The organism is Streptomyces sp. NPDC014656, from assembly GCF_043084305.1.
Lineage (GTDB): Bacteria > Actinomycetota > Actinomycetes > Streptomycetales > Streptomycetaceae > Streptomyces.
Genome location: NZ_JBIBZN010000001.1, coordinates 839576 through 856660 on the forward strand (window position 1 = coordinate 839576; position 17085 = coordinate 856660).

The following is a 17085-nucleotide window of genomic DNA, read 5'->3' on the forward strand; positions in this document are numbered from 1 at the left end:
CTGCCCTGACGGTGCGTCACTTCCCGGCCGGAAGGGCCACCTTGCGGCCGACGGTCCCGCGCAGAGGTCTTGCGCGGGGCCCCCGCCCCTCTCTACGCTCGGCGCGCCGATAGTTAGGAACGTTTCCTAACGAGCGATTGCCCCGAAGAGAATAGGGAGTTGCCATGCGCCGACGAAGCGTCATCCCGCTCGGACTCGCCGCTCTGCTCGCCCTGCCCCTCGCCGTCCTGCCCGAGAGCGAGGCCGAGGCCGCCGACGCCCTCGTGTCCGCGGGCAAGCCGGCGGCCTCCTCGTCCGTGGAGGGCCCGGGCTTCGCCCCCGGCCTGGCCGTGGACGGAGACCGCGCCACCCGCTGGGCCAGCCTGGAGGGCGTCGACCCGCAGTGGATCCGGATCGACCTCGGGGCCGGCCACACCCTCTCCCGGGTCAAGCTCGACTGGGAGGCCGCCTACGCGAAGACCTACCGCGTGCAGACCTCCACCGACGGCACCACCTGGACCGACGTCTACTCGACCACGAGCGGCGACGGCGCCGTCGACGACCTCGCGGTCTCCGGCACCGGCCGCTACGTCCGCATGTACGGGACCGGGCGGGGCACCCCGTACGGCTACTCGCTCCACGAGTTCGAGGTCTACGGCTCTCCGACCGGCGGCGGAGGCGGCACCGGCCCCGGCGTGCCCTTCGGCAGCCACCTCAGGCCCTACGCCGCCGGCATGCTCAAGCCCTCCGGCTCCCAGGCCGGCATCGACCAGAAGGTCGTCGACTACTACAACCGCTGGAAGGCGGCCTTCGTCCGGCAGAACTGCGGCAACGGCTGGTACCAGGTCATCTCGCCCGACGCCGACCACCCGTACGTCGCCGAGGCCCAGGGCTACGGCATGGTCATCGCCGCCACCATGGCCGGCGCCGACCCCGACGCCAAGAAGATCTTCGACGGTCTGGTCAAGTGGAAGATCGACCACCCCTCGTCCATCAACCCCGACCTCCTCGCCGCCGAGCAGGACGTGAACTGCCGCAGCGTCAACGGCGGCGACGGCGCCACCGACGGCGACATGGACGTCGCCTACGGCCTGCTCCTCGCCGACAAGCAGTGGGGCAGCGGCGGCACGTACAACTACAAGGCGCTCGCCCTCAAGCACATCGCCGCCATCAAGAAGGACGAGCTGAACGCCACCACCAAGCTCCTCAAGCTCGGCGACTGGACCAGCTCCGGCGACCAGTACTACTACATCTCCCGCACCTCGGACTGGATGGTCGACCACTTCCGCGCCTTCCGCGCCGCCACCGGCGACACCACCTGGGACACCGTGCGCACCGCCCACCAGACGCAGATCGCCAACCTCCAGTCCGGCTACGCCCCGGGCACCGGCCTGCTCCCCGACTTCGTCGTCGACACCAGCACCAGCCCCAAGCCCGCCCCCGGCGAGGTCCTGGAGGACCCCAACGACGGCCAGTACTGGTGGAACGCCTGCCGCACCCCGTGGCGCATCGCCGACGACGCCGTGACCAGCGGCGACGCCAAGTCCCTCGCCGCCGCCCGCAAGCTCAACGGCTGGATCAAGACGAAGACCGGCGGCGACCCGAACAAGATCGCCATGGGCTACAAGCTCAACGGCACCCAGATCTCCGCCGGCAGCGAAGCCGCCTTCTTCGCCCCCTTCGCCGTCGCCGCCATGACCGACTCCGGCAGCCAGGCATGGCTCGACGCCCTGTGGAACAAGATGGCCGCCACCCCGATCGACACCGGCAGCTACTTCTCCGCGAGCATCCAGCTCCAGGTGATGATCACGGTCTCCGGCAACCACTGGGTCCCGTAGGGGCGCGCCGGATCAGCCGCCGGACACCGGCCCGCCCGGGGATCGGCGCGGACGTCCGCCCGCCGGGCGGTGGGTCCGCACCCCTCCCCGTTCGGGGCGACCCCGCGCAGCGCGAAGCGTCCGGAGAACTCCCGCACGGCCCGGCCCCCACCGGCCGGGTCGGCGACCGAGGAGCGCGGCGCCACCTCCCGCACTCCGTCCCCGCCGGGCAGCGGCGCGTCGAGGAGGGCGAGGGGGTCCTCCGCCGGCGGCGCCGCGTGCTCCCGGCACTCCCCGTCGGCGCACGGCCGCGGCCGTGCGCCGACGGGGAAGTCCGCCGGCCGCCAGGCCACCGCCACGCCGGACTCGGCTCCCGCGTCGGTGCGCTCCGGCCCCTGCCACGCCTGACGGCCGACCGGCGGCAGCAGCGCGGCGGCGACCGCGAGACGTACGGGTGTGCGCATCATGCGGATCAATTACCCGGCGGAGGGGGATAGTTCACCAGGCCCTCGGATCCCTTCGGCAGGAACTCCCTCCCTTGATCACCCGTACGAGTGAGCGGGCCACCGGGGTGCCCCCGGTCGTGGTCCATGCTGGCCCGGTACGCGCCCCGAGCGGGCGCCAAGCCCCTCCCTCCCCAGGAGTCCGCCGGCATGAACGACCGCACGTCCCCGGGCGAACGCCCCGACGAGAAGGCCCTGTTGCTGGCCGCCGGCCTCGCCGACCTGGTGGTGGACACGATCGGCACCGCCGCCGGATCGCTCCGCTCCCTCCTCGGCCGCTCCGATTCCGCCGAACTCGCCCAGGACGCCGCCGCCGACCTCCGCGCCCGCGGCCGCCTCGCCCTCGACCGCCTCGCCCCCGACCGGGAGGGCCCCGGCGGCCCGGCGCACATGGAACTCCTGGCCCGCCAGGCCGCCGCCCGCCGCGCCGCCGCCGCCGAACCCCCCACCCACCCGGCCGCCCCCCACGCGGACGTCTTCCACCCGGCCACCTCGCACCCGGCCACCTCGCACGCGGCCGCCCCGCACGTGGACGTCTCCCACGCGGACGCCCCGCCCCCAGCCGCCTCCCGCCCGGCCGGGCCCCGTACGGACGGTCCGCACGCCGCCCCGTCCCACCCGGGCGCCCCCGACGGTGACCCCGGTGAGTGACGTCTGGGCGCCGGAGGCGTTCAAGAGCCGCACCGACGCCGTCCTCGCCGGCTTCCTCGACGACGAGGCCGCCGAACTCCTCGCCGTCGACGACGCCCTCGCCCCGCTCGCCGACGCCCTGCGCACCACCGCCCGCCACGGCAAACGCCTCCGCGCCGCCTTCTGCTACTGGGGCTGGCGCGCCGCGGGACAGCCCGACAGCGACGCCCTGATGCGGGCCGCCGCCGCCATGGAACTCGTCCACGCCGCCGCCGTCGTCCACGACGACCTCATCGACGACAGCCCCCTCCGCCACGGCCGCCCCACCGCCCAGCACGCCTTCGATGCGCTGCCGGGAACCCTCCGCCGGCCCCGGGCGGCGGCCCGCGCGCTCGCCCTCCTCCTCGGCGACCACCTGATGGCCCTCGCCGGCCGCCTCTACACCGAGTCCGGGCTGCCCGCCGCGTACCTCTCCCGCGGCCGGCCCCTCTGGGCCGCCCTCGCCCGCGAACTCGTCGCCGGCGAGGCCCTGGAGATCCTGCACACCGGCGGGCCCCCGGACACCGGCACCTCCCTCAAGGTGATCCGCTACAAGACCGCCAAGTACACCGTCGAACAGCCCCTCCTCCTCGGCGCCCTGCTCGCCGGCGGCCCCGCCGCGCTCCGCGAGGGCCTCTCCCGCTACGGGCTGCCGCTCGGCGAGGCCTTCCAGCTCCGCGACGACCTGCTCGGCCTCTTCGGCGACCCCGCCCGCACCGGCAAGGAACCCCTCGACGACCTCCGCGCCGGCCGGCCCACCGTGCTCCTCGCCGAGACCTGGCGGACCGCGGGACCCGCCCAGCGGGAGCTGCTCCGCCGCGCCCTCTTCGGCGCCGCGCCGCCGGACGACGGCGAACTGCGCGAGGTGCGCGCGCTGATGACCGGGCTCGGCGCCCCCGCACGCGTCGAGCGGATGATCGCCGGCCGCGTCGAGGAGGCCGTCCGCACCCTCGACGAGCTCGACCTGCCCGCCGCCGCCCACCGCGCCCTCACGGACCTGGCCCACCGCGCCGCCGTCCGCCACCACTGAGCCCCCGGAGCACCGCCGTGACCACCTCCCGCGCCACCCCGTACACCGAGGCGGACCTCGACGCCCTGCGCCACGGCGGTGACGAGCTCGCCGACGCGGTCGTCGCCACCCTCTTCGAGCGCGGCGAGGTCGGCCTCTTCAACTCCCTCATGCGGTACGTCTCCGTCTCCGGCCAGGAGCTCCCCGCCGGGCTGCCCGACGTGGCCCGCGAGTACCTGGAGACGACGGCCGTCCCGCCCGCCTGGGTGGACTGGAACGAGATGGAGAAGGCCCGGCTCTTCTTCATGGACAACAACGTCCACATCAACACCGCCCTGTCCTTCGCCTCCATGCCCGCCTGCTACGTCGTCCCGCGCGTGGCCCGCCTGCTGTCGGCCACCCACGGCCTGCACTACCCGAGCAAGCGCATGGCGGAGACCGGCCAGTTCACGACCTACCTCATGCGGCCCGACGCCTTCGAGGCCGGCGGGCGGTTCGTGCCCGCCGCGCAGAAGGTCCGGCTGCTGCACGCCTCGATCCGTCACCACCTGGTCCGCGCGGACCGCTGGGACACCGCCGCCGACGGGGTGCCGATCTGCCAGGAGGACATGATCGGCGGGCAGATGTTCTTCTCGATGCTCGTCCTCGACAGCCTCCACCGGCTCGGCGTCCACATGTCCACCGAGGGCGCCGAGTCGTACTACTACGCCTGGCGGGTCGTCGGCGCGATCCTCGGCGTCGACCAGGCGGCCGTGCCGAAGACCCTCGGCGAGGCGCGCCGCTTCCTCGACCTCTACCTGCTGCGGCACATGGGCCCCTCGGAGGAGGGCGTCGTGCTGACCCGCCAGCTGATCGACCTGTACGAGGAGGTCGTCCCCGGCACCCTCTTCGACCCGGTGGTCTCCGCCCTGATCCGCCACCTCGTCGGCGACACCTGCGGCGACTGGCTCGACGTGCCCCGCAGCCGCTGGGACACCGCCGTGAAGGCGCTGCCGGCCCTGCTGGGCGTCCTGGAGTCGGTGGAGGACGCCTCGCCCTTCGCCGCCTGGGCGCTCGACCGGCTCGGCCACCTCACCTCGGTCTTCGAGCTCTCCACGCTCACCCGGGGCCGCGTGATGCACTACGCCGTCCCGGAGCACCTCAGGAAGGAGTACGGCGTCGGCACCGGCGTCGCCCGCAACCACCGCTGGACCCCGCCCCCGGCCACGGTCTGACCCCCTCGGGCCGCTCTCCTCGCACACAGGGGCGTACGGGCTGAAAATGGACTCACCTGACGAAGGTGAGGTGTGCATGGACGGCGAGCAGGAAATGCCCGGGAGCGGTCCGCCGCCCGCCCGGCCGGACCGGTTCGGGGTGGAGGTGCGGCCCGCCTGGGGCCGGGAGACCGTCGTGATCGCCCCCTTCGGGGAGCTCGACCACGACACGGTCGAGCCGCTCGGCAGCGCCCTGGAGAAGAACGCCGACGCGGCCCGGATCGTCGTCGACTGCGCGGGTCTCGACTTCTGCGACTCCACCGGCCTGAACCTGCTGCTCAGGGCCCGCGCCCGGGCGCGGGAGGCGGGTGCGGAGCTGGACCTGGCCGGACTGCGGCCCCCGGTGGACCGGATGTTCGAGATCACCGGGGCCCTGCGCGTCTTCCGGGTGTACGCCGACGTCCGCGAGGCCCTCGCCGCCGACGCCCCGGGCGGCAGCGGCAGCGGCAGCGGCAGCGAGGGCGCCCCCGACCCCGGCCGGTCCGCGGCCGGAACCTCCGACCGGGCACCCGGCGGGACCGGCGACGGGACCTCCGCCCGTCCCGGGGATCCGGTGTGACGGGCCCGCCGGCCGTGCGGGAGGGCGATATGACCCCGGGCGAGGGCGCACCCGCGCAGACCCGCCGGCTGCTGCTGCGCGGCAGCGCGGGCGCGGTCTCCCGCTGCCGGGACTTCACCGCGCGGGCGCTCGCCGACTGGGGCTGGATCCCGGCCGCGAGCCCCCAGGCCCGCGAGCGGGTCGAGGACGTCCTGCTGCTCGTCTCCGAGGTGGTCACCAACGCCTGTCTGCACGGGGGCGGGCCGGAGGAGTTCGTCCTGAGGCACGCGGACGGGCTGCTGCGGGTCGAGGTCGCCGACCGGAGCCCCGAGCACCCCCGCCGGCTGGCCCCTCGCGCGCCCTCCCTGCCCGGCGGCCACGGCCTGATGGTCCTCGACCGGCTGGCGTCCGACTGGGGCTCCTCGGACCGGGGGCCGGGGGTGGCGGGCAAGGTGGTGTGGCTGGAGGTCAGCAGGCCGTCGCGTCCGCCGTGGCGTCGTCGTCCAGCAGACCGGTCCTGAGCTCACCGAGGATCCGGGCGAGCAGCCGGGAGACGTGCATCTGGGAGAGGCCGATCCGCCGGCCGATCTCGGCCTGGGTCAGCTCCTGGCCGAAGCGCAGGCTGAGGATCAGCCGGTCGCGGGCGTCGAGCCGGGCGAGCAGCGGGCGCAGCGAGTCCAGGTCGTCGATCAGCTCGTAGGCGGGTTCGTCGACGGCGGTGCGCCGCCCCGCCGTGCCCTGCGGGGCGCGGGCCTCGTCGTCGCCGACGGGGGCGTCCAGGGAGTGCGCGGTGTAGGCGTTGGCCGCGAGCTCGCCCTCCGCGACCTGCTCGGCCGTGAGGTGCAGCCGCTCGGCCAGTTCCGCGCGGTCCGGGCGGTGGCCGTCGCGCTGCTCCAGGGCGTCGGAGGCCTTGGCCAGGTCGATCCGCAGTTCCTGGAGGCGGCGCGGCACCCGGACCGCCCAGCCGGTGTCCCGGAAGAACCGCTTCATCTCGCCGACGATCGTCGGCAGCGCGAAGGCGGAGAACTCGACCCCGCGCTCCGGGTCGAACCGGTCGATCGCCTTGATCAGACCGATCGTCCCCACCTGCACGATGTCCTCCATCGGTTCGGGACGCCCGCGGAACCGCCGGGCACCGAACTTCACCAGGCTCAGGTTCAGCTCGACCAGGGTGTTGCGCACGTACGCGTGCTCGGGGGTGCCCTCGTCGAGGGCGCGGAGCCGCAGGAACAGCGCCACGGACAGGGTCCTGGCGTCGTCGGTGGAGGACGCGAGGGGGTTCTCCGGCTCCGGCAGGCCCCCGAGCGCACGCCGCCGGACGGCGGCCGACGTGGGTGGCCGCTCGCGGTCGTGGGACCGCGCGGAGGGGGCTTCTGGGGCTCGGCCGACAGCCATGAGGGTCCTTCGACGCTTCCGGGGCCGGCCCGTCTCCGGATGGAGGAGCAGATGTCACGGCCCGCCGGTTGAACGTCCTTGTGAGAAGGATGCCCGCTGGGGAGCATTTGACGCATTCCTCCTTGTTTATCCCTCTTCGTCTTGGTCAGGAGCGGGTCATGGGAACGCGGAAGAGCAGGCGGACGGCATGCTCACGGCGGTACGTGCTCGGCGGCGGACCGGGCACGGCCGGCGTCTTCCGCGACCTCTCCGCACAGGCGGTGACGGATTGGTACGGCCCGCTCTCCCCGGCCGCCGGACGGGCCGCGGACGACGTGCGGCTGCTCGTCACCGAACTCGTCGCCCACGCGGTGCGGTGCGGGGAGGTCCCGTACGAACTCCGCCTCGACCGGTCCGTGGACGGCGTCTGGCTCCAGGTGAGCGACACCGGCTCGACGGGCCCCCGCCCCGGGGACCGGCACCGCCCGGGCGTCCCGTCCGGGAACGGTCTCTATCTGGTCCAGCGGCTCGCCGCGGCCTGGGGCTGGGTGCCGCGGGACGGGGGCAGGACCGTGTGGTGCGAGGTCCGCTTCCCCCCGGCGCCGACCGGCGCCCCGCTGTCTGAACGCGTCCCGGGCGGGTAACCGCCCCGAGGGGACGACCCCGCCACCCCGTGCGGGATCCGGACCGGAGGAGGTGCCCGCGATGGACGAGGCCCGGCTCTCCGCGTACGAGCGGCGTGTGCTCGCCGAGATCGAGGAGGACCTGAGCGCCGACGGCCACCTCGCCCGGCGCATGGCCGGACGACGGCCCTCCCTCCGGCCGCGCCCGGCCCGGCCCGGCGCGACGGCGGGCGGAGGTGCGGCCGCCGCGGCGCTCGGAGCCGTGACGCTCACCCTGCTCGTCCTCGCGGTGGCCACCTCGGCCCCGGCCCTGATCTGGGGTTTCGCCGCCGCCTGGGTGGTGACGCTGATCCTGCTGCTGCGTCTGGTGGTCCGGTGGACCCGGCGGCGCACCGGCGGCGGCCGGCCCGACGACTGAACCGAACGAGAGGAGCGCACGATGCCCCGCGGATCGAACGCCAAGCGCGAGAGGCAGTACGAGCACATCAAGGAGGGCGCGCTGGACCGCGGCGAGAGCGAGAAGCGCGCGGAGGAGATCGCGGCCCGCACCGTGAACAAGGAACGCGCCAGGTCGGGCGAGTCCAGGACGGCGAGCAAGAGCTCGACCCAGGACATGTCCTCGTCGCGGCGCGGCGGACAGCGCTCGCACAGCGGCTCCCAGGGCCCCACCTACGACCAGCTCTACGCCGAGGCCCGGCGCCGGGACCTGCACGGCAGGTCACGGATGAACAAGGCCGAACTGAAGCGGAAGCTCGGCCACTGAAGGCCGGGCCGCCGAAGGCCCGGCCACCGGGCCGCCCGGGGCCCCGGCGACGCCCGGGCCCGGGCGGTCCCGCGCCTGCTCAGCCGCCGGAGCCGCCCGCGCCCCGGGAGCCCTTCGCCGGCCGGGCGCCGACCACGCCGCGTACCACCCCGAGGGCCACCAGGTCCTCCGGCCGCAGCCGGAGCCGGTCGGCGGTCGCGTCCGCCTCCTCCGGCGGGCGTTTCAGGATGGCCGCGGCGAGTTCGGGCGCGATCACGGAGAAGTACGAGTCGGGGGTCGCCCAGGTGTTGCCGGGCGCCGCGAGGGCCAGCGCGCCGCCCGAGCCGCCCTCGCCGACGAGCAGGGCGGTGACCGGGACCCGGGCCTCCGCGACCGCCCCGAAGAGCTCCGCGATCGCCGGTCCCGCCCCGGCCCGCTCGGCCTCGGCGTCGTTGGCGGCGCCCGGGGTGTCGATCAGCGTCAGCACCGGGATGCCGAGCCGGTCCGCGAGCCGCACCAGCCGGGCGGCGGTGCGGAAGCCGGCCGGCCGGGTCGCCGTCCCGCACTGCGCCGCGTACGCGGCCGTACGCCCGTCCGGGAGGCGGCCGAAGCCGCACCGCGTCCCCGGATCGGTGCCGCCCGCGCGGTCGCCGGACAGCTCGGCCCGCTCGGTGAACACCTCGGCGAGGTAGCGGTCGGCCCGGGGCCGCTCCGGGCGGCGGGCACGGGCCACCGCCTCGCGCCCGCTCGCGGCGGGCACGGTGGAGCCGAGCGTGTACGGCGGCGGCACGGGGCCCCCGGCGGGGCGGGTCAGCAGCGACAGCCAGCGGCCCAGCGCCTCGCGCAGCCGCTCCGCCGGGACGACCGCGTCGACGTGCCCGTGGGCGAGCTGGGAGGCGGCGGTGTACGCGGCGGGGTCGGCGTCCGGCGGCCTGACCCGGGAGCCCGCGAAGCCGACCTGAGCGCCCGGCAGCGCGAGGACCACGTCGGAGCCGGCCCCGAGGGTGGCCCACCCGCCGCCGGTCGTCGGATCGCGCAGGACCGCGAGCTGGGGCAGCCCGGCGGCCCGGGTGAGCGCCGACTCCCCGGCCAGCCGCTGGAGCTGGACCAGCGCCCGCATGCCCTCGTGCATCCGGCTGCCGCCGGTCGCCAGGAGGACGGTCACGGGCAGCCGGTGCGCCCGGGCGTGGGCGTGCGCGGCGGCGACCCGCGCCCCGGCGCCCTCGCCGATGGAGCCGCCCAGGAAGCCGAACTCGAAGGAGACCAGGACCGTCCGGGTCCCGCCGACGGTGCCGGTGCCGCAGACCACGGACTCGGCCTCGCCGGAGCGGGCGGCGGCCGCGGCCCGGGTCCGGCCGTAACCGGGCCAGCCGATCGGTCCGTCGCCGCCGGACGGGTCCTCGGCGAAGGGGAGGCCGGTGAAGTCGTCGGTGACGAGGGCCAGTGCCTCGCGCGCGCTCGCAGGTGCTGTCATCGGGGTCTCCCGCCCGTCGCCAGGTCACGTCACCGTACCGCCCGGTAGCCGGCCGGAAGGGGCCCGCGGACCGGGTGCGGCGGAGATCACGCCGGACCGTCCGGCCGGGCGGCCCGGGGGCCCGGCGGCACGGGGCCGGCCGCCCCGCCGAGGGCGAGCGCGCCGCCCAGGATCCCGAGCGCCGCGCCGAGGAGGAAGCCGCCCAGGTCGGACGCCACCCAGGAGGCGAGCGAGGCGAGCACGCCGACGGCCGCGCAGCGGCGCCGGCGGCGCGGATCGGCCACCACCAGCACCCCGCACAGGACCATCAGGAGCGGCACCAGGTACCGGACGTCGGCCGTGAGCAGTTCGGCCGGACCGGCCCGCTGGACCAGCAGGATCTCGGCACCCCCCAGCGCGAGGACGAGCCCCGCGCCGAACGGCCGCCGGTGCCGCCGGAGCCCGGGCGCCGTGCGCGCGTCGGACGGGACCATGGCGTGCTCCTGACGTCGGCGGAGGAGCGGTACGAGGCGGTACGAGGACACCCCCGCGGGGAAGCCGTCAGGACCGTACGGCCGCCACCCCCAGAGGTCAACGCCCGTGCGGCGGGAAGGGGCCTCAGGACATGATCCCGCTGCCGTGCGGCGCGTACAGGTCGAGCAGGCGCACCCGGGTCACCTGGAGCCGGTGCGCCAGGATCGACCCCACCCAGAAGTACAGCGCCGCCCCGAACTCCCGGTCCGTGTGGCACAGCGACCGCACCGACGTCGCGTCGAACGCGTACGCCCGGACGGGGGTCATCGCCTCCGCCCCCGACTGGCACAGGTACGGCGGGAACAGCCACGACAGCCCCACCAGCTCGCCGTGGCGCAGGGTCTCGATCACCGGCGACCCCCGCCCCGGCACCTTGGCGTCCAGGTTCACCGCGCCCGTCTTCACGATCCAGAACCGGTCCGCGTGGCGCTGCTCCTCGAAGAGCCGGTCCCCGGCCTCGAAGTACACGTCCTCGGCGAAGGCCATCAGCCGCTCGCGGTGCTCCGCCGGCAGGCTGCTGACCTTGGGTGCGGCACTCCTCATGACGGGCCCTCCTCCTCGCGCGTACGGCTCCGCTCCCAGTCTCCGCCCACCGGGCCCGGAGCGCAGGCGGCGGACGGGCGGGCTCACCCCGCCGGCCGCGGCCCGGCCCCGGACGGGACCCGCGCCTCCCCGGCGAGAACGGCGGCACCGCCACGGCGGACAAGCCCGCCGTCGTCCCCCTCCACGGCTTCCGGGGCGGCGCCGCCCGCTGCGCGAAGGCCGTCGCCGAACCCCGCCGCCGCGCCCACGACCGGCCCCGCGCCGTCGAGAACCCCCTCGCCTCCCCGGCCGACGGCGCCGGACGCCACCGGCCCCGTGCACGCCACCGCCTTCGAGCCCGACGCGGGGGAGGGCCCCGGACGGCTCGGCCGGGAGCACCCGCCCGCCGCCCGGCGTGCGCCCGGGCGGCGCAGGGCGGAGCATGAGACCGAGGAGGGAACGGCACCAGGGGGCGTGAGCCAGGAGGGTGACATGCCCGTCCCGGAAGGGCCCGTCCCGGACGACGGCGACGCGCTCGTCGTCCTGCGCGGGGTCGACAAGCACTTCGGCAGCCTCCACGTCCTCCGGTCCATCGACCTCACCATCCGGCGCGGCGAGGTCGTCGTCGTGATCGGACCCTCCGGGTCGGGGAAGTCCACCCTCTGCCGGGCGATCAACCGCCTGGAGACCATCGACAGCGGCGAGATCCGCATCGACGGCAGGCCCCTGCCCGCCGAGGGCCGGGAGCTCGCCCGGCTCCGCGCCGACGTCGGCATGGTCTTCCAGTCCTTCAACCTCTTCGCCCACAAGACCGTCCTGGACAACGTCACCCTGGGACAGGTCAAGGTCCGCAAGAAGGACCGCAGGAGCGCCGAGGAGCGCGCCCGCGCCCTCCTCGACCGCGTCGGCGTCGCCGAACAGACCGACAAGTACCCCGCCCAGCTCTCCGGCGGGCAGCAGCAGCGCGTCGCCATCGCCCGCGCCCTCGCCATGGACCCCAAGGTGATGCTCTTCGACGAACCGACCTCCGCCCTCGACCCCGAGATGATCAACGAGGTCCTGGAAGTCATGCGGCAGCTCGCCCGGGACGGCATGACCATGGTCGTCGTCACCCACGAGATGGGCTTCGCCCGCTCCGCCGCCCACCGCGTCGTCTTCATGGCCGACGGGCGGATCGTCGAGGAGACCACCCCCGAGGAGTTCTTCGGCAACCCGCGCAGCGCCCGCGCCCGCGACTTCCTCTCCAAGATCCTCCACCACTGAGCCCCACGGGGTGATCACCATGAACCCGCTCAGGACCACCAGGACCCTCGTGGCCTCCGCCACGGCCGTCGTCCTCGCCCTCGGCTCCGCCTCCCTCGCCCACGGCGCGGTGCCCGCCGACCACTCCGACGACGACCGGATCACCATCGGCATCAAATTCGACCAGCCCGGCATCGGGCTGAAGACCCCCGACGGCACCTACACCGGCTTCGACGTCGACGTGGCCACCTACATCGCCAAGCAGCTCGGCCACGAACCCGACCGGATCGTGTGGAAGGAGGCCAAGAGCGCCGACCGCGAGACCATGCTCCAGCGCGGCGACGTCGACTTCATCGCCGCCTCCTACTCCATCAACGACGAGCGCGCCGAGAAGGTCGACTTCGCCGGCCCCTACCTCCTCGCCCACCAGGACGTGCTGATCCGCGCCGACGACGACTCCATCAAGCAGCCCTCCGACCTGAACGACAAGAAGCTCTGCTCCGTCACCGGCTCCACCTCCGCGCAGAACGTCAAGGAGGAGATCGCCCCCGACGCCCAGCTCCAGGAGTACGGCGGCTACTCCGAGTGCCTGACCGGCCTGGAGAACGGCGTCATCGACGCCCTCACCACCGACGACTCGATCCTCGCCGGATACGCGGCCCAGGACGAGTTCAAGGGCAAGTTCAAGCTCGGCGGCTTCGAGCTGAGCAACGAGAACTACGGCATCGGCGTCCAGAAGGGCAGCGAACTCAAGGGCAAGATCAACGCCGCCCTGGAGAAGATGGTCGACGACGGTTCCTGGGACGCCGCGGTCGAGAAGAACTTCGGACCGGCGAACTACCAGAACGAACCCGCCCCGAAGATCGGTGTGATCGTCGAGAACGACTGAGCCGGCCGCCGTGTTCGACTTCCTCGAAGGCTACGACCTGCTGGGCGCCTTCTGGGTGACCGTCCAGCTCACCTTCTGGTCCGCCCTCGGCTCCCTGGTGTGGGGGACGCTGCTCGCCGCCATGCGCGTCGGCCCCGTCCCCCTCATGCGGGCCTTCGGCGCCGCCTACGTCACCGTCGTCCGCAACATCCCCCTCACCGTCATCATCGTCTTCACCTCCCTGGGCCTCTTCCAGACCCTCGGCATCAGCCTCGGCGCCGACCGCTTCACCACCATCAACTTCCGGCTCGCCGTCCTCGGCCTCACCGCCTACACCAGCGCCTTCGTCTGCGAGGCACTGCGCTCCGGCATCAACACCGTCCCCCTCGGCCAGGTCGAGGCCGCCCGCGCGATCGGCCTGAGCTTCCCCCAGATCCTCCGGATCATCGTGCTCCCGCAGGCCTTCCGCTCCGTCGTCGGCCCGCTCACCAACGTGCTCATCGCCCTCACCAAGAACACCACCGTCGCCGCCGCCATCGGCGTCGCCGAAGCCGCCCTGCTCATGCGGGAGATGATCGAGAACGAGGCCCAGCTCATCCTCGTCTCCGCCGTCTTCGCCTTCGGCTTCATCTGCCTCACCCTGCCCACCGGCCTCCTCCTCGGCCGGCTCGCGAAGAAGGTGGCGGTCAAGCGGTGAGGCGCGCCCCCGCCTCCAAGGAGCAGGCGTCCCCGGCGAAGGCGAAGCCCCCGGCGCGGACCGAGGCCGAGTCCGCCACCGTCCTCTACGACGTCCCCGGCCCCCGCGCCCGCCGCCGCAACCTCCTCTGGACGGTGCTCTTCCTCGCCGCCCTCGCCGCCGTCGCCTGGTGGGTGATCGCCGGCCTCGACGCCAAGAACCAGCTGGAGGCGGCCAAGTGGGAACCCTTCGTCACCGACGGACGCGTCTGGGAGACGTACCTCCTGCCCGCCCTGAAGAACACCGTCATCGCCGCCGGCCTCGCCATGGCCCTCGCCCTGCCGCTCGGCGCCCTCCTCGGCATCGCCCGCCTCTCCGACCACCGCGCCCTGCGCGCCGGCGCCGGCACCGTCGTCGAGTTCTTCCGCGCGATCCCCGTCCTCATCCTCATGCTCTTCGCCAACGCCGCCTACGCCGAGTTCACCGACATCAGCCCCGAGACCCGCCCCCTGTACGCGGTCGTCACCGGTCTCGTCCTCTACAACGCCTCCGTCCTCGCCGAGGTCGTCCGCGCCGGCATCCTCGCCCTCCCCGTCGGCCAGACCGACGCCGCCAAGGCCATCGGCATGCGCAAGGGCCAGACCATGGCGCACGTCCTGCTGCCCCAGTCCGTCACCGCCATGCTCCCCGCCCTCGTCAGCCAGCTCGTCGTCATCGTCAAGGACACCGCCCTCGGCGGCGCCATGCTCGGCTTCGCCGAACTCCTCGCCTCCGTCCGCCCCATGAGCGCCAACTACGGCGCCAACACCATCGCCTGCTTCACCGTCGTCGCCGTCCTCTTCGTCCTCCTCAACGTCGCCCTCACCACCTTCGCCTCCCGGCTGGAACGCCGGCTGCGCCGCGGCAAACGCTCCACCGGCGCCGTCGTCGGTGCCGAAGCCGTCGACGACCTCGCCACCCCCGGCCCCGGCGACCGCCCGTCCCCGTGACCCCCCGACCCGTACTTCGCGCCCCCCCGTGCCCCCGGACCCGCGCTTCGCGCCCCCCGCGCCCCGTAACGAACGGGTTCCACAGGAGCTTTCGGCGCGGACTTGGGGGACACTGCTCCCGTGCGTGGACATCTACCGGACGAGAACCCGGGATTCGCAGGCCGCCGCACGGAACTGAAGCGCATCACCGCCGCCCTGGCGGAGCACCGCCTCGTCACCGTGACCGGCGTCGGCGGCGTCGGCAAGACCCGCCTCGCGCTGCGCGCCGCCCACCGCGCACGCCACCGCCACCCCGACGGCGCCTGGTGGGCCGACCTCGGACAGCTCGACGGCGAACGCCTCCTCGTCTCCCTCGTCGCCGACTCCGTCGACCTCGCCGACCACACCCCCGGCACCGACACCGGCGCCCTGCGCCGCCGGCTCGCCGAGACCCGCCTCCTCCTCGTCCTCGACTGCTGCGACCACCTCGCCGACGCCTGCGGCCGGCTCGTCGCCGAACTCCTCGACGCCGCCCCCGGCCTCACCGTCCTCGCCACCTCCCGCCGCCCCCTCGGCGTCCCCGGCGAGCACACCGTCCTCCTCGACCCGCTCCCGCCCACCGGAGACGACGCCCTCGCCCTCCTCCGCGCCGCCACCGGCCAGGACCTCCCCGCCACCGGCCCCGCCGGCGAGATCTGCGTCCGCCTCGAAGGCATACCCCTCGCCCTGGAGCTCGCCGCCGCCCAGATCCGGCTCCAGGGCGCCGAAGCCGTCCGCGACCAGCTCGGCAGCCGCCTCACCGCGCCCCCCGGCGCCCGCTTCGACCTCCTCGCCCACCCCGAACGCGTCTGGCCCGCCCGCCACCAGACCCTGCGCGCCGCCATCGGCTGGAGCCACGAACTCGCCGACCCCCTCGAACGCCTCCTCTGGGCCCGCCTCTCCGTCTTCCGCGGCCCCTTCGACCTCGCCACCGCCGCCGCCGTCTGCACCGGCGGCCCCCTCACCCCCGCCACCCTGCCCACCGCCCTCGACGGCCTCGTCCGCGCCTCCGTCGTCCGCCCCGCCGACGCCGCCGGCCGCCACCGCCTCCTCGACACCATCCGCGAGTACGGAGCCGGCTGGCTGGAGCGGCTCGGCGAGACCGGCACCGCCGCCGACCGCCACGCCGCCCACTTCCGCGCCCTCGCCGCCGAGGGCAGGGCCGCCTGGCACGGCCCCCGCCAGCTCCACTGGCACCACGCCGTCGACACCCACCACACCGACCTGCGCACCGCCCTCGACCGCCTCCTGCGCACCGACCCCGACGCCGCCCTCGACCTCGTCGGCTCCGTCGCCTTCGCCTGGGCCAGCCGCGGCCGCCTCCGCGAGGCCCGCGACGGCCTCGAACAGGCCCTCCTCCTCAGCGAGGCCCGAGGCCGCGCCCGCACCCGCGCCCTGTGGGCCCTCGGCGTCACCCTCGTCCTCCAGGGAGACCTCGGCCCCGCCCAGGACGTCAGCGAACGCTGCGCCCGGGAGGCCCGCCACACCGAGCACCCGCCCGAGCGGCCCTGGGCGCCCTCGGAGCCGTACGGCCCCGGCGAACTCACCCTCGACGCCGCCGCCCTCGCCGGCCTCCTCGCCCTGACCACCGGCCGGGCCCGCGCCGCCCTCGTCGTCGTCGACCACGTCCTCGGCTCGGCCCGCGGCCGTCCCGCCGACTCCGCCGCCACCCTCCGCTGCCGGCTCGTCCGCGTCTTCGCCCTCACCGGCCTCGGCCTGCTCGCCGAGGCCCGCGCCGACGCCCTCGCCCTGCGCGCCCTCTGCGACACCCTCGACGAACACTGGACCCGCACCGCCCTCGCGTACCAGCTCGCCCTCACCGACCTCCTGGAGGGCGACCCGGCCGCCGCCGCCCGGCACGCCCGCGCCATGCTCGCCGGCACCCGCGCCCTCGGCGCCGGCCTCGGCACCGCCCTCGGCCTCGACGTCCTCGCCACCGCCTACGCCGCCGCGGGCGACGGCGCGCGCGCCGCCGACGTCTCCGGCACCGGCGAGGCGTACTGGCGGGCCACCGGGCAGCCCCGCCGGGGCCTGCCCGGCCTGCGCGCCCTCCACGCCCACCACACCGCCGGCGTCCGCGCCACCCTCGGCGAGCCCGCCTACGAGGAGATCTTCCTGCGCGCCCTCGGCGACCTCCCGCAGGCCGGCCTCGACCGCGCCCTCGGCACCGGCTGACCGCCCGCCGGCGCACCACGGGGACACGGACCGAACGCCGGGCGGCCTCAGCACGCCGGCGCGGGCCGCGGGAGAGGACGAGGGCCTCACCCCGCAGGAGC

Annotated in this window: 19 protein-coding genes; 14 read left to right on the top strand and 5 right to left on the bottom strand. The window is 75.1% G+C overall.

What is annotated here, in order from left to right; translation table 11 throughout:
* Nucleotides 1-164: 164 nt before the first annotated feature.
* Nucleotides 165-1817 (top strand): glycosyl hydrolase family 8, encoded by a 1653-nt coding sequence (locus tag ACF1ED_RS03725; protein WP_391756744.1) that lies wholly within the window; start codon nucleotides 165-167, stop codon nucleotides 1815-1817.
* Here the strand turns inward: ACF1ED_RS03725 and ACF1ED_RS03730 are convergent.
* On the bottom strand, nucleotides 1751-2260 hold the full coding sequence (locus tag ACF1ED_RS03730) for a hypothetical protein (RefSeq protein WP_391756745.1): 510 nt from the start codon (nucleotides 2258-2260) through the stop codon (nucleotides 1751-1753). The two genes, ACF1ED_RS03725 and ACF1ED_RS03730, sit on opposite strands and share 67 nt — an antisense overlap.
* A 189-nt stretch (nucleotides 2261-2449) precedes the next feature.
* On the opposite strand from ACF1ED_RS03730, the gene ACF1ED_RS03735 reads away from it, so the two are divergent.
* From ACF1ED_RS03735 to ACF1ED_RS03755, 5 genes are all read left to right on the top strand, one after another.
* Entirely contained in the window at nucleotides 2450-2950 is a 501-nt protein-coding gene (locus ACF1ED_RS03735) for a hypothetical protein (protein WP_391756746.1), read from the top strand.
* Nucleotides 2943-3998: a polyprenyl synthetase family protein gene (locus tag ACF1ED_RS03740; protein ID WP_391756747.1), complete on the top strand. Its 1056-nt coding sequence runs from the start codon at nucleotides 2943-2945 to the stop codon at nucleotides 3996-3998. Before ACF1ED_RS03735 ends, ACF1ED_RS03740 begins: the two co-directional genes overlap by 8 nt.
* Before the next feature lie 17 nt (nucleotides 3999-4015).
* Nucleotides 4016-5191 (top strand): oxygenase MpaB family protein, encoded by a 1176-nt coding sequence (locus tag ACF1ED_RS03745; protein WP_391756748.1) that lies wholly within the window; start codon nucleotides 4016-4018, stop codon nucleotides 5189-5191.
* Nucleotides 5192-5267: 76 nt separating this feature from the next.
* On the top strand, nucleotides 5268-5789 hold the full coding sequence (locus tag ACF1ED_RS03750) for an STAS domain-containing protein (RefSeq protein WP_391756749.1): 522 nt from the start codon (nucleotides 5268-5270) through the stop codon (nucleotides 5787-5789).
* A 29-nt stretch (nucleotides 5790-5818) separates the two neighbouring features.
* The gene (locus ACF1ED_RS03755) at nucleotides 5819-6289 is read left to right on the top strand and encodes an ATP-binding protein (RefSeq protein ID WP_391756750.1); all 471 of its coding nucleotides are present in this window, start codon (nucleotides 5819-5821) and stop codon (nucleotides 6287-6289) included.
* Here ACF1ED_RS03755 and ACF1ED_RS03760 read toward each other — a convergent pair.
* Nucleotides 6237-7163 (bottom strand): SigB/SigF/SigG family RNA polymerase sigma factor, encoded by a 927-nt coding sequence (locus ACF1ED_RS03760; protein WP_391756751.1) that lies wholly within the window; start codon nucleotides 7161-7163, stop codon nucleotides 6237-6239. The two genes, ACF1ED_RS03755 and ACF1ED_RS03760, sit on opposite strands and share 53 nt — an antisense overlap.
* A 158-nt stretch (nucleotides 7164-7321) precedes the next feature.
* Here ACF1ED_RS03760 and ACF1ED_RS03765 point away from each other — a divergent pair, with 158 nt between their 5' ends.
* From ACF1ED_RS03765 to ACF1ED_RS03775, 3 genes are all read left to right on the top strand, one after another.
* Nucleotides 7322-7786 carry an ATP-binding protein gene (locus ACF1ED_RS03765; RefSeq protein ID WP_391756752.1) on the top strand — a complete coding sequence of 155 codons (465 nt, stop codon included), beginning with the start codon at nucleotides 7322-7324 and terminating at the stop codon, nucleotides 7784-7786.
* A gap of 61 nt (nucleotides 7787-7847) precedes the next feature.
* The gene (locus ACF1ED_RS03770) at nucleotides 7848-8183 is read left to right on the top strand and encodes a DUF3040 domain-containing protein (RefSeq protein ID WP_391756753.1); all 336 of its coding nucleotides are present in this window, start codon (nucleotides 7848-7850) and stop codon (nucleotides 8181-8183) included.
* Nucleotides 8184-8204: 21 nt separating this feature from the next.
* Nucleotides 8205-8528: a plasmid stabilization protein gene (locus tag ACF1ED_RS03775; RefSeq protein ID WP_391756754.1), complete on the top strand. Its 324-nt coding sequence runs from the start codon at nucleotides 8205-8207 to the stop codon at nucleotides 8526-8528.
* A 79-nt stretch (nucleotides 8529-8607) separates the two neighbouring features.
* On the opposite strand, the gene ACF1ED_RS03780 is transcribed toward ACF1ED_RS03775, so the two are convergent.
* The 3 genes from ACF1ED_RS03780 to ACF1ED_RS03790 all read right to left on the bottom strand — a co-directional run bounded on the left by ACF1ED_RS03780 (nucleotide 8608) and on the right by ACF1ED_RS03790 (nucleotide 11037).
* Complete coding sequence (locus ACF1ED_RS03780) at nucleotides 8608-9981, bottom strand: carboxyl transferase domain-containing protein (protein ID WP_391756755.1); 1374 nt, start codon at nucleotides 9979-9981, stop codon at nucleotides 8608-8610.
* An 86-nt stretch (nucleotides 9982-10067) separates the two neighbouring features.
* The gene (locus ACF1ED_RS03785) at nucleotides 10068-10454 is read right to left on the bottom strand and encodes a DUF6114 domain-containing protein (RefSeq protein ID WP_391756756.1); all 387 of its coding nucleotides are present in this window, start codon (nucleotides 10452-10454) and stop codon (nucleotides 10068-10070) included.
* A gap of 124 nt (nucleotides 10455-10578) precedes the next feature.
* Nucleotides 10579-11037, bottom strand: a complete 459-nt coding sequence (locus tag ACF1ED_RS03790) for a cyclic nucleotide-binding domain-containing protein (protein WP_391756757.1) — start codon at nucleotides 11035-11037, stop codon at nucleotides 10579-10581.
* 471 nt (nucleotides 11038-11508) lie between these two features.
* On the opposite strand from ACF1ED_RS03790, the gene ACF1ED_RS03795 reads away from it, so the two are divergent.
* The 5 genes from ACF1ED_RS03795 (at nucleotide 11509) to ACF1ED_RS03815 (ending at nucleotide 16984) form a co-directional block, all read left to right on the top strand.
* Nucleotides 11509-12279 carry an amino acid ABC transporter ATP-binding protein gene (locus ACF1ED_RS03795; RefSeq protein WP_391756758.1) on the top strand — a complete coding sequence of 257 codons (771 nt, stop codon included), beginning with the start codon at nucleotides 11509-11511 and terminating at the stop codon, nucleotides 12277-12279.
* 19 nt (nucleotides 12280-12298) lie between these two features.
* Nucleotides 12299-13147: a glutamate ABC transporter substrate-binding protein gene (locus tag ACF1ED_RS03800; protein ID WP_391756759.1), complete on the top strand. Its 849-nt coding sequence runs from the start codon at nucleotides 12299-12301 to the stop codon at nucleotides 13145-13147.
* A gap of 10 nt (nucleotides 13148-13157) precedes the next feature.
* Nucleotides 13158-13823 (top strand): amino acid ABC transporter permease, encoded by a 666-nt coding sequence (locus ACF1ED_RS03805; protein WP_391756760.1) that lies wholly within the window; start codon nucleotides 13158-13160, stop codon nucleotides 13821-13823.
* On the top strand, nucleotides 13820-14791 hold the full coding sequence (locus ACF1ED_RS03810; RefSeq protein ID WP_391756761.1) for an amino acid ABC transporter permease: 972 nt from the start codon (nucleotides 13820-13822) through the stop codon (nucleotides 14789-14791). Before ACF1ED_RS03805 ends, ACF1ED_RS03810 begins: the two co-directional genes overlap by 4 nt.
* A gap of 120 nt (nucleotides 14792-14911) precedes the next feature.
* Nucleotides 14912-16984: an ATP-binding protein gene (locus ACF1ED_RS03815; RefSeq protein ID WP_391756762.1), complete on the top strand. Its 2073-nt coding sequence runs from the start codon at nucleotides 14912-14914 to the stop codon at nucleotides 16982-16984.
* The last annotated feature ends 101 nt before the right edge of the window (nucleotides 16985-17085 follow it).

What these genes read in the sequence shown, in the direction of transcription:
- ACF1ED_RS03725 (WP_391756744.1), top strand. Translation starts at nt 165, where the DNA reads ATGCGCCGACGAAGCGTCATCCCGCTCGGACTCGCCGCTCTGCTCGCC.
- ACF1ED_RS03730 (WP_391756745.1), bottom strand. Translation starts at nt 2,260, where the DNA reads ATGCGCACACCCGTACGTCTCGCGGTCGCCGCCGCGCTGCTGCCGCCG.
- ACF1ED_RS03735 (WP_391756746.1), top strand. Translation starts at nt 2,450, where the DNA reads ATGAACGACCGCACGTCCCCGGGCGAACGCCCCGACGAGAAGGCCCTG.
- ACF1ED_RS03750 (WP_391756749.1), top strand. Translation starts at nt 5,268, where the DNA reads ATGGACGGCGAGCAGGAAATGCCCGGGAGCGGTCCGCCGCCCGCCCGG.
- ACF1ED_RS03755 (WP_391756750.1), top strand. Translation starts at nt 5,819, where the DNA reads ATGACCCCGGGCGAGGGCGCACCCGCGCAGACCCGCCGGCTGCTGCTG.
- ACF1ED_RS03760 (WP_391756751.1), bottom strand. Translation starts at nt 7,163, where the DNA reads ATGGCTGTCGGCCGAGCCCCAGAAGCCCCCTCCGCGCGGTCCCACGAC.
- ACF1ED_RS03765 (WP_391756752.1), top strand. Translation starts at nt 7,322, where the DNA reads ATGGGAACGCGGAAGAGCAGGCGGACGGCATGCTCACGGCGGTACGTG.
- ACF1ED_RS03770 (WP_391756753.1), top strand. Translation starts at nt 7,848, where the DNA reads ATGGACGAGGCCCGGCTCTCCGCGTACGAGCGGCGTGTGCTCGCCGAG.
- ACF1ED_RS03775 (WP_391756754.1), top strand. Translation starts at nt 8,205, where the DNA reads ATGCCCCGCGGATCGAACGCCAAGCGCGAGAGGCAGTACGAGCACATC.
- ACF1ED_RS03780 (WP_391756755.1), bottom strand. Translation starts at nt 9,981, where the DNA reads ATGACAGCACCTGCGAGCGCGCGCGAGGCACTGGCCCTCGTCACCGAC.
- ACF1ED_RS03785 (WP_391756756.1), bottom strand. Translation starts at nt 10,454, where the DNA reads ATGGTCCCGTCCGACGCGCGCACGGCGCCCGGGCTCCGGCGGCACCGG.
- ACF1ED_RS03790 (WP_391756757.1), bottom strand. Translation starts at nt 11,037, where the DNA reads ATGAGGAGTGCCGCACCCAAGGTCAGCAGCCTGCCGGCGGAGCACCGC.
- ACF1ED_RS03795 (WP_391756758.1), top strand. Translation starts at nt 11,509, where the DNA reads ATGCCCGTCCCGGAAGGGCCCGTCCCGGACGACGGCGACGCGCTCGTC.
- ACF1ED_RS03800 (WP_391756759.1), top strand. Translation starts at nt 12,299, where the DNA reads ATGAACCCGCTCAGGACCACCAGGACCCTCGTGGCCTCCGCCACGGCC.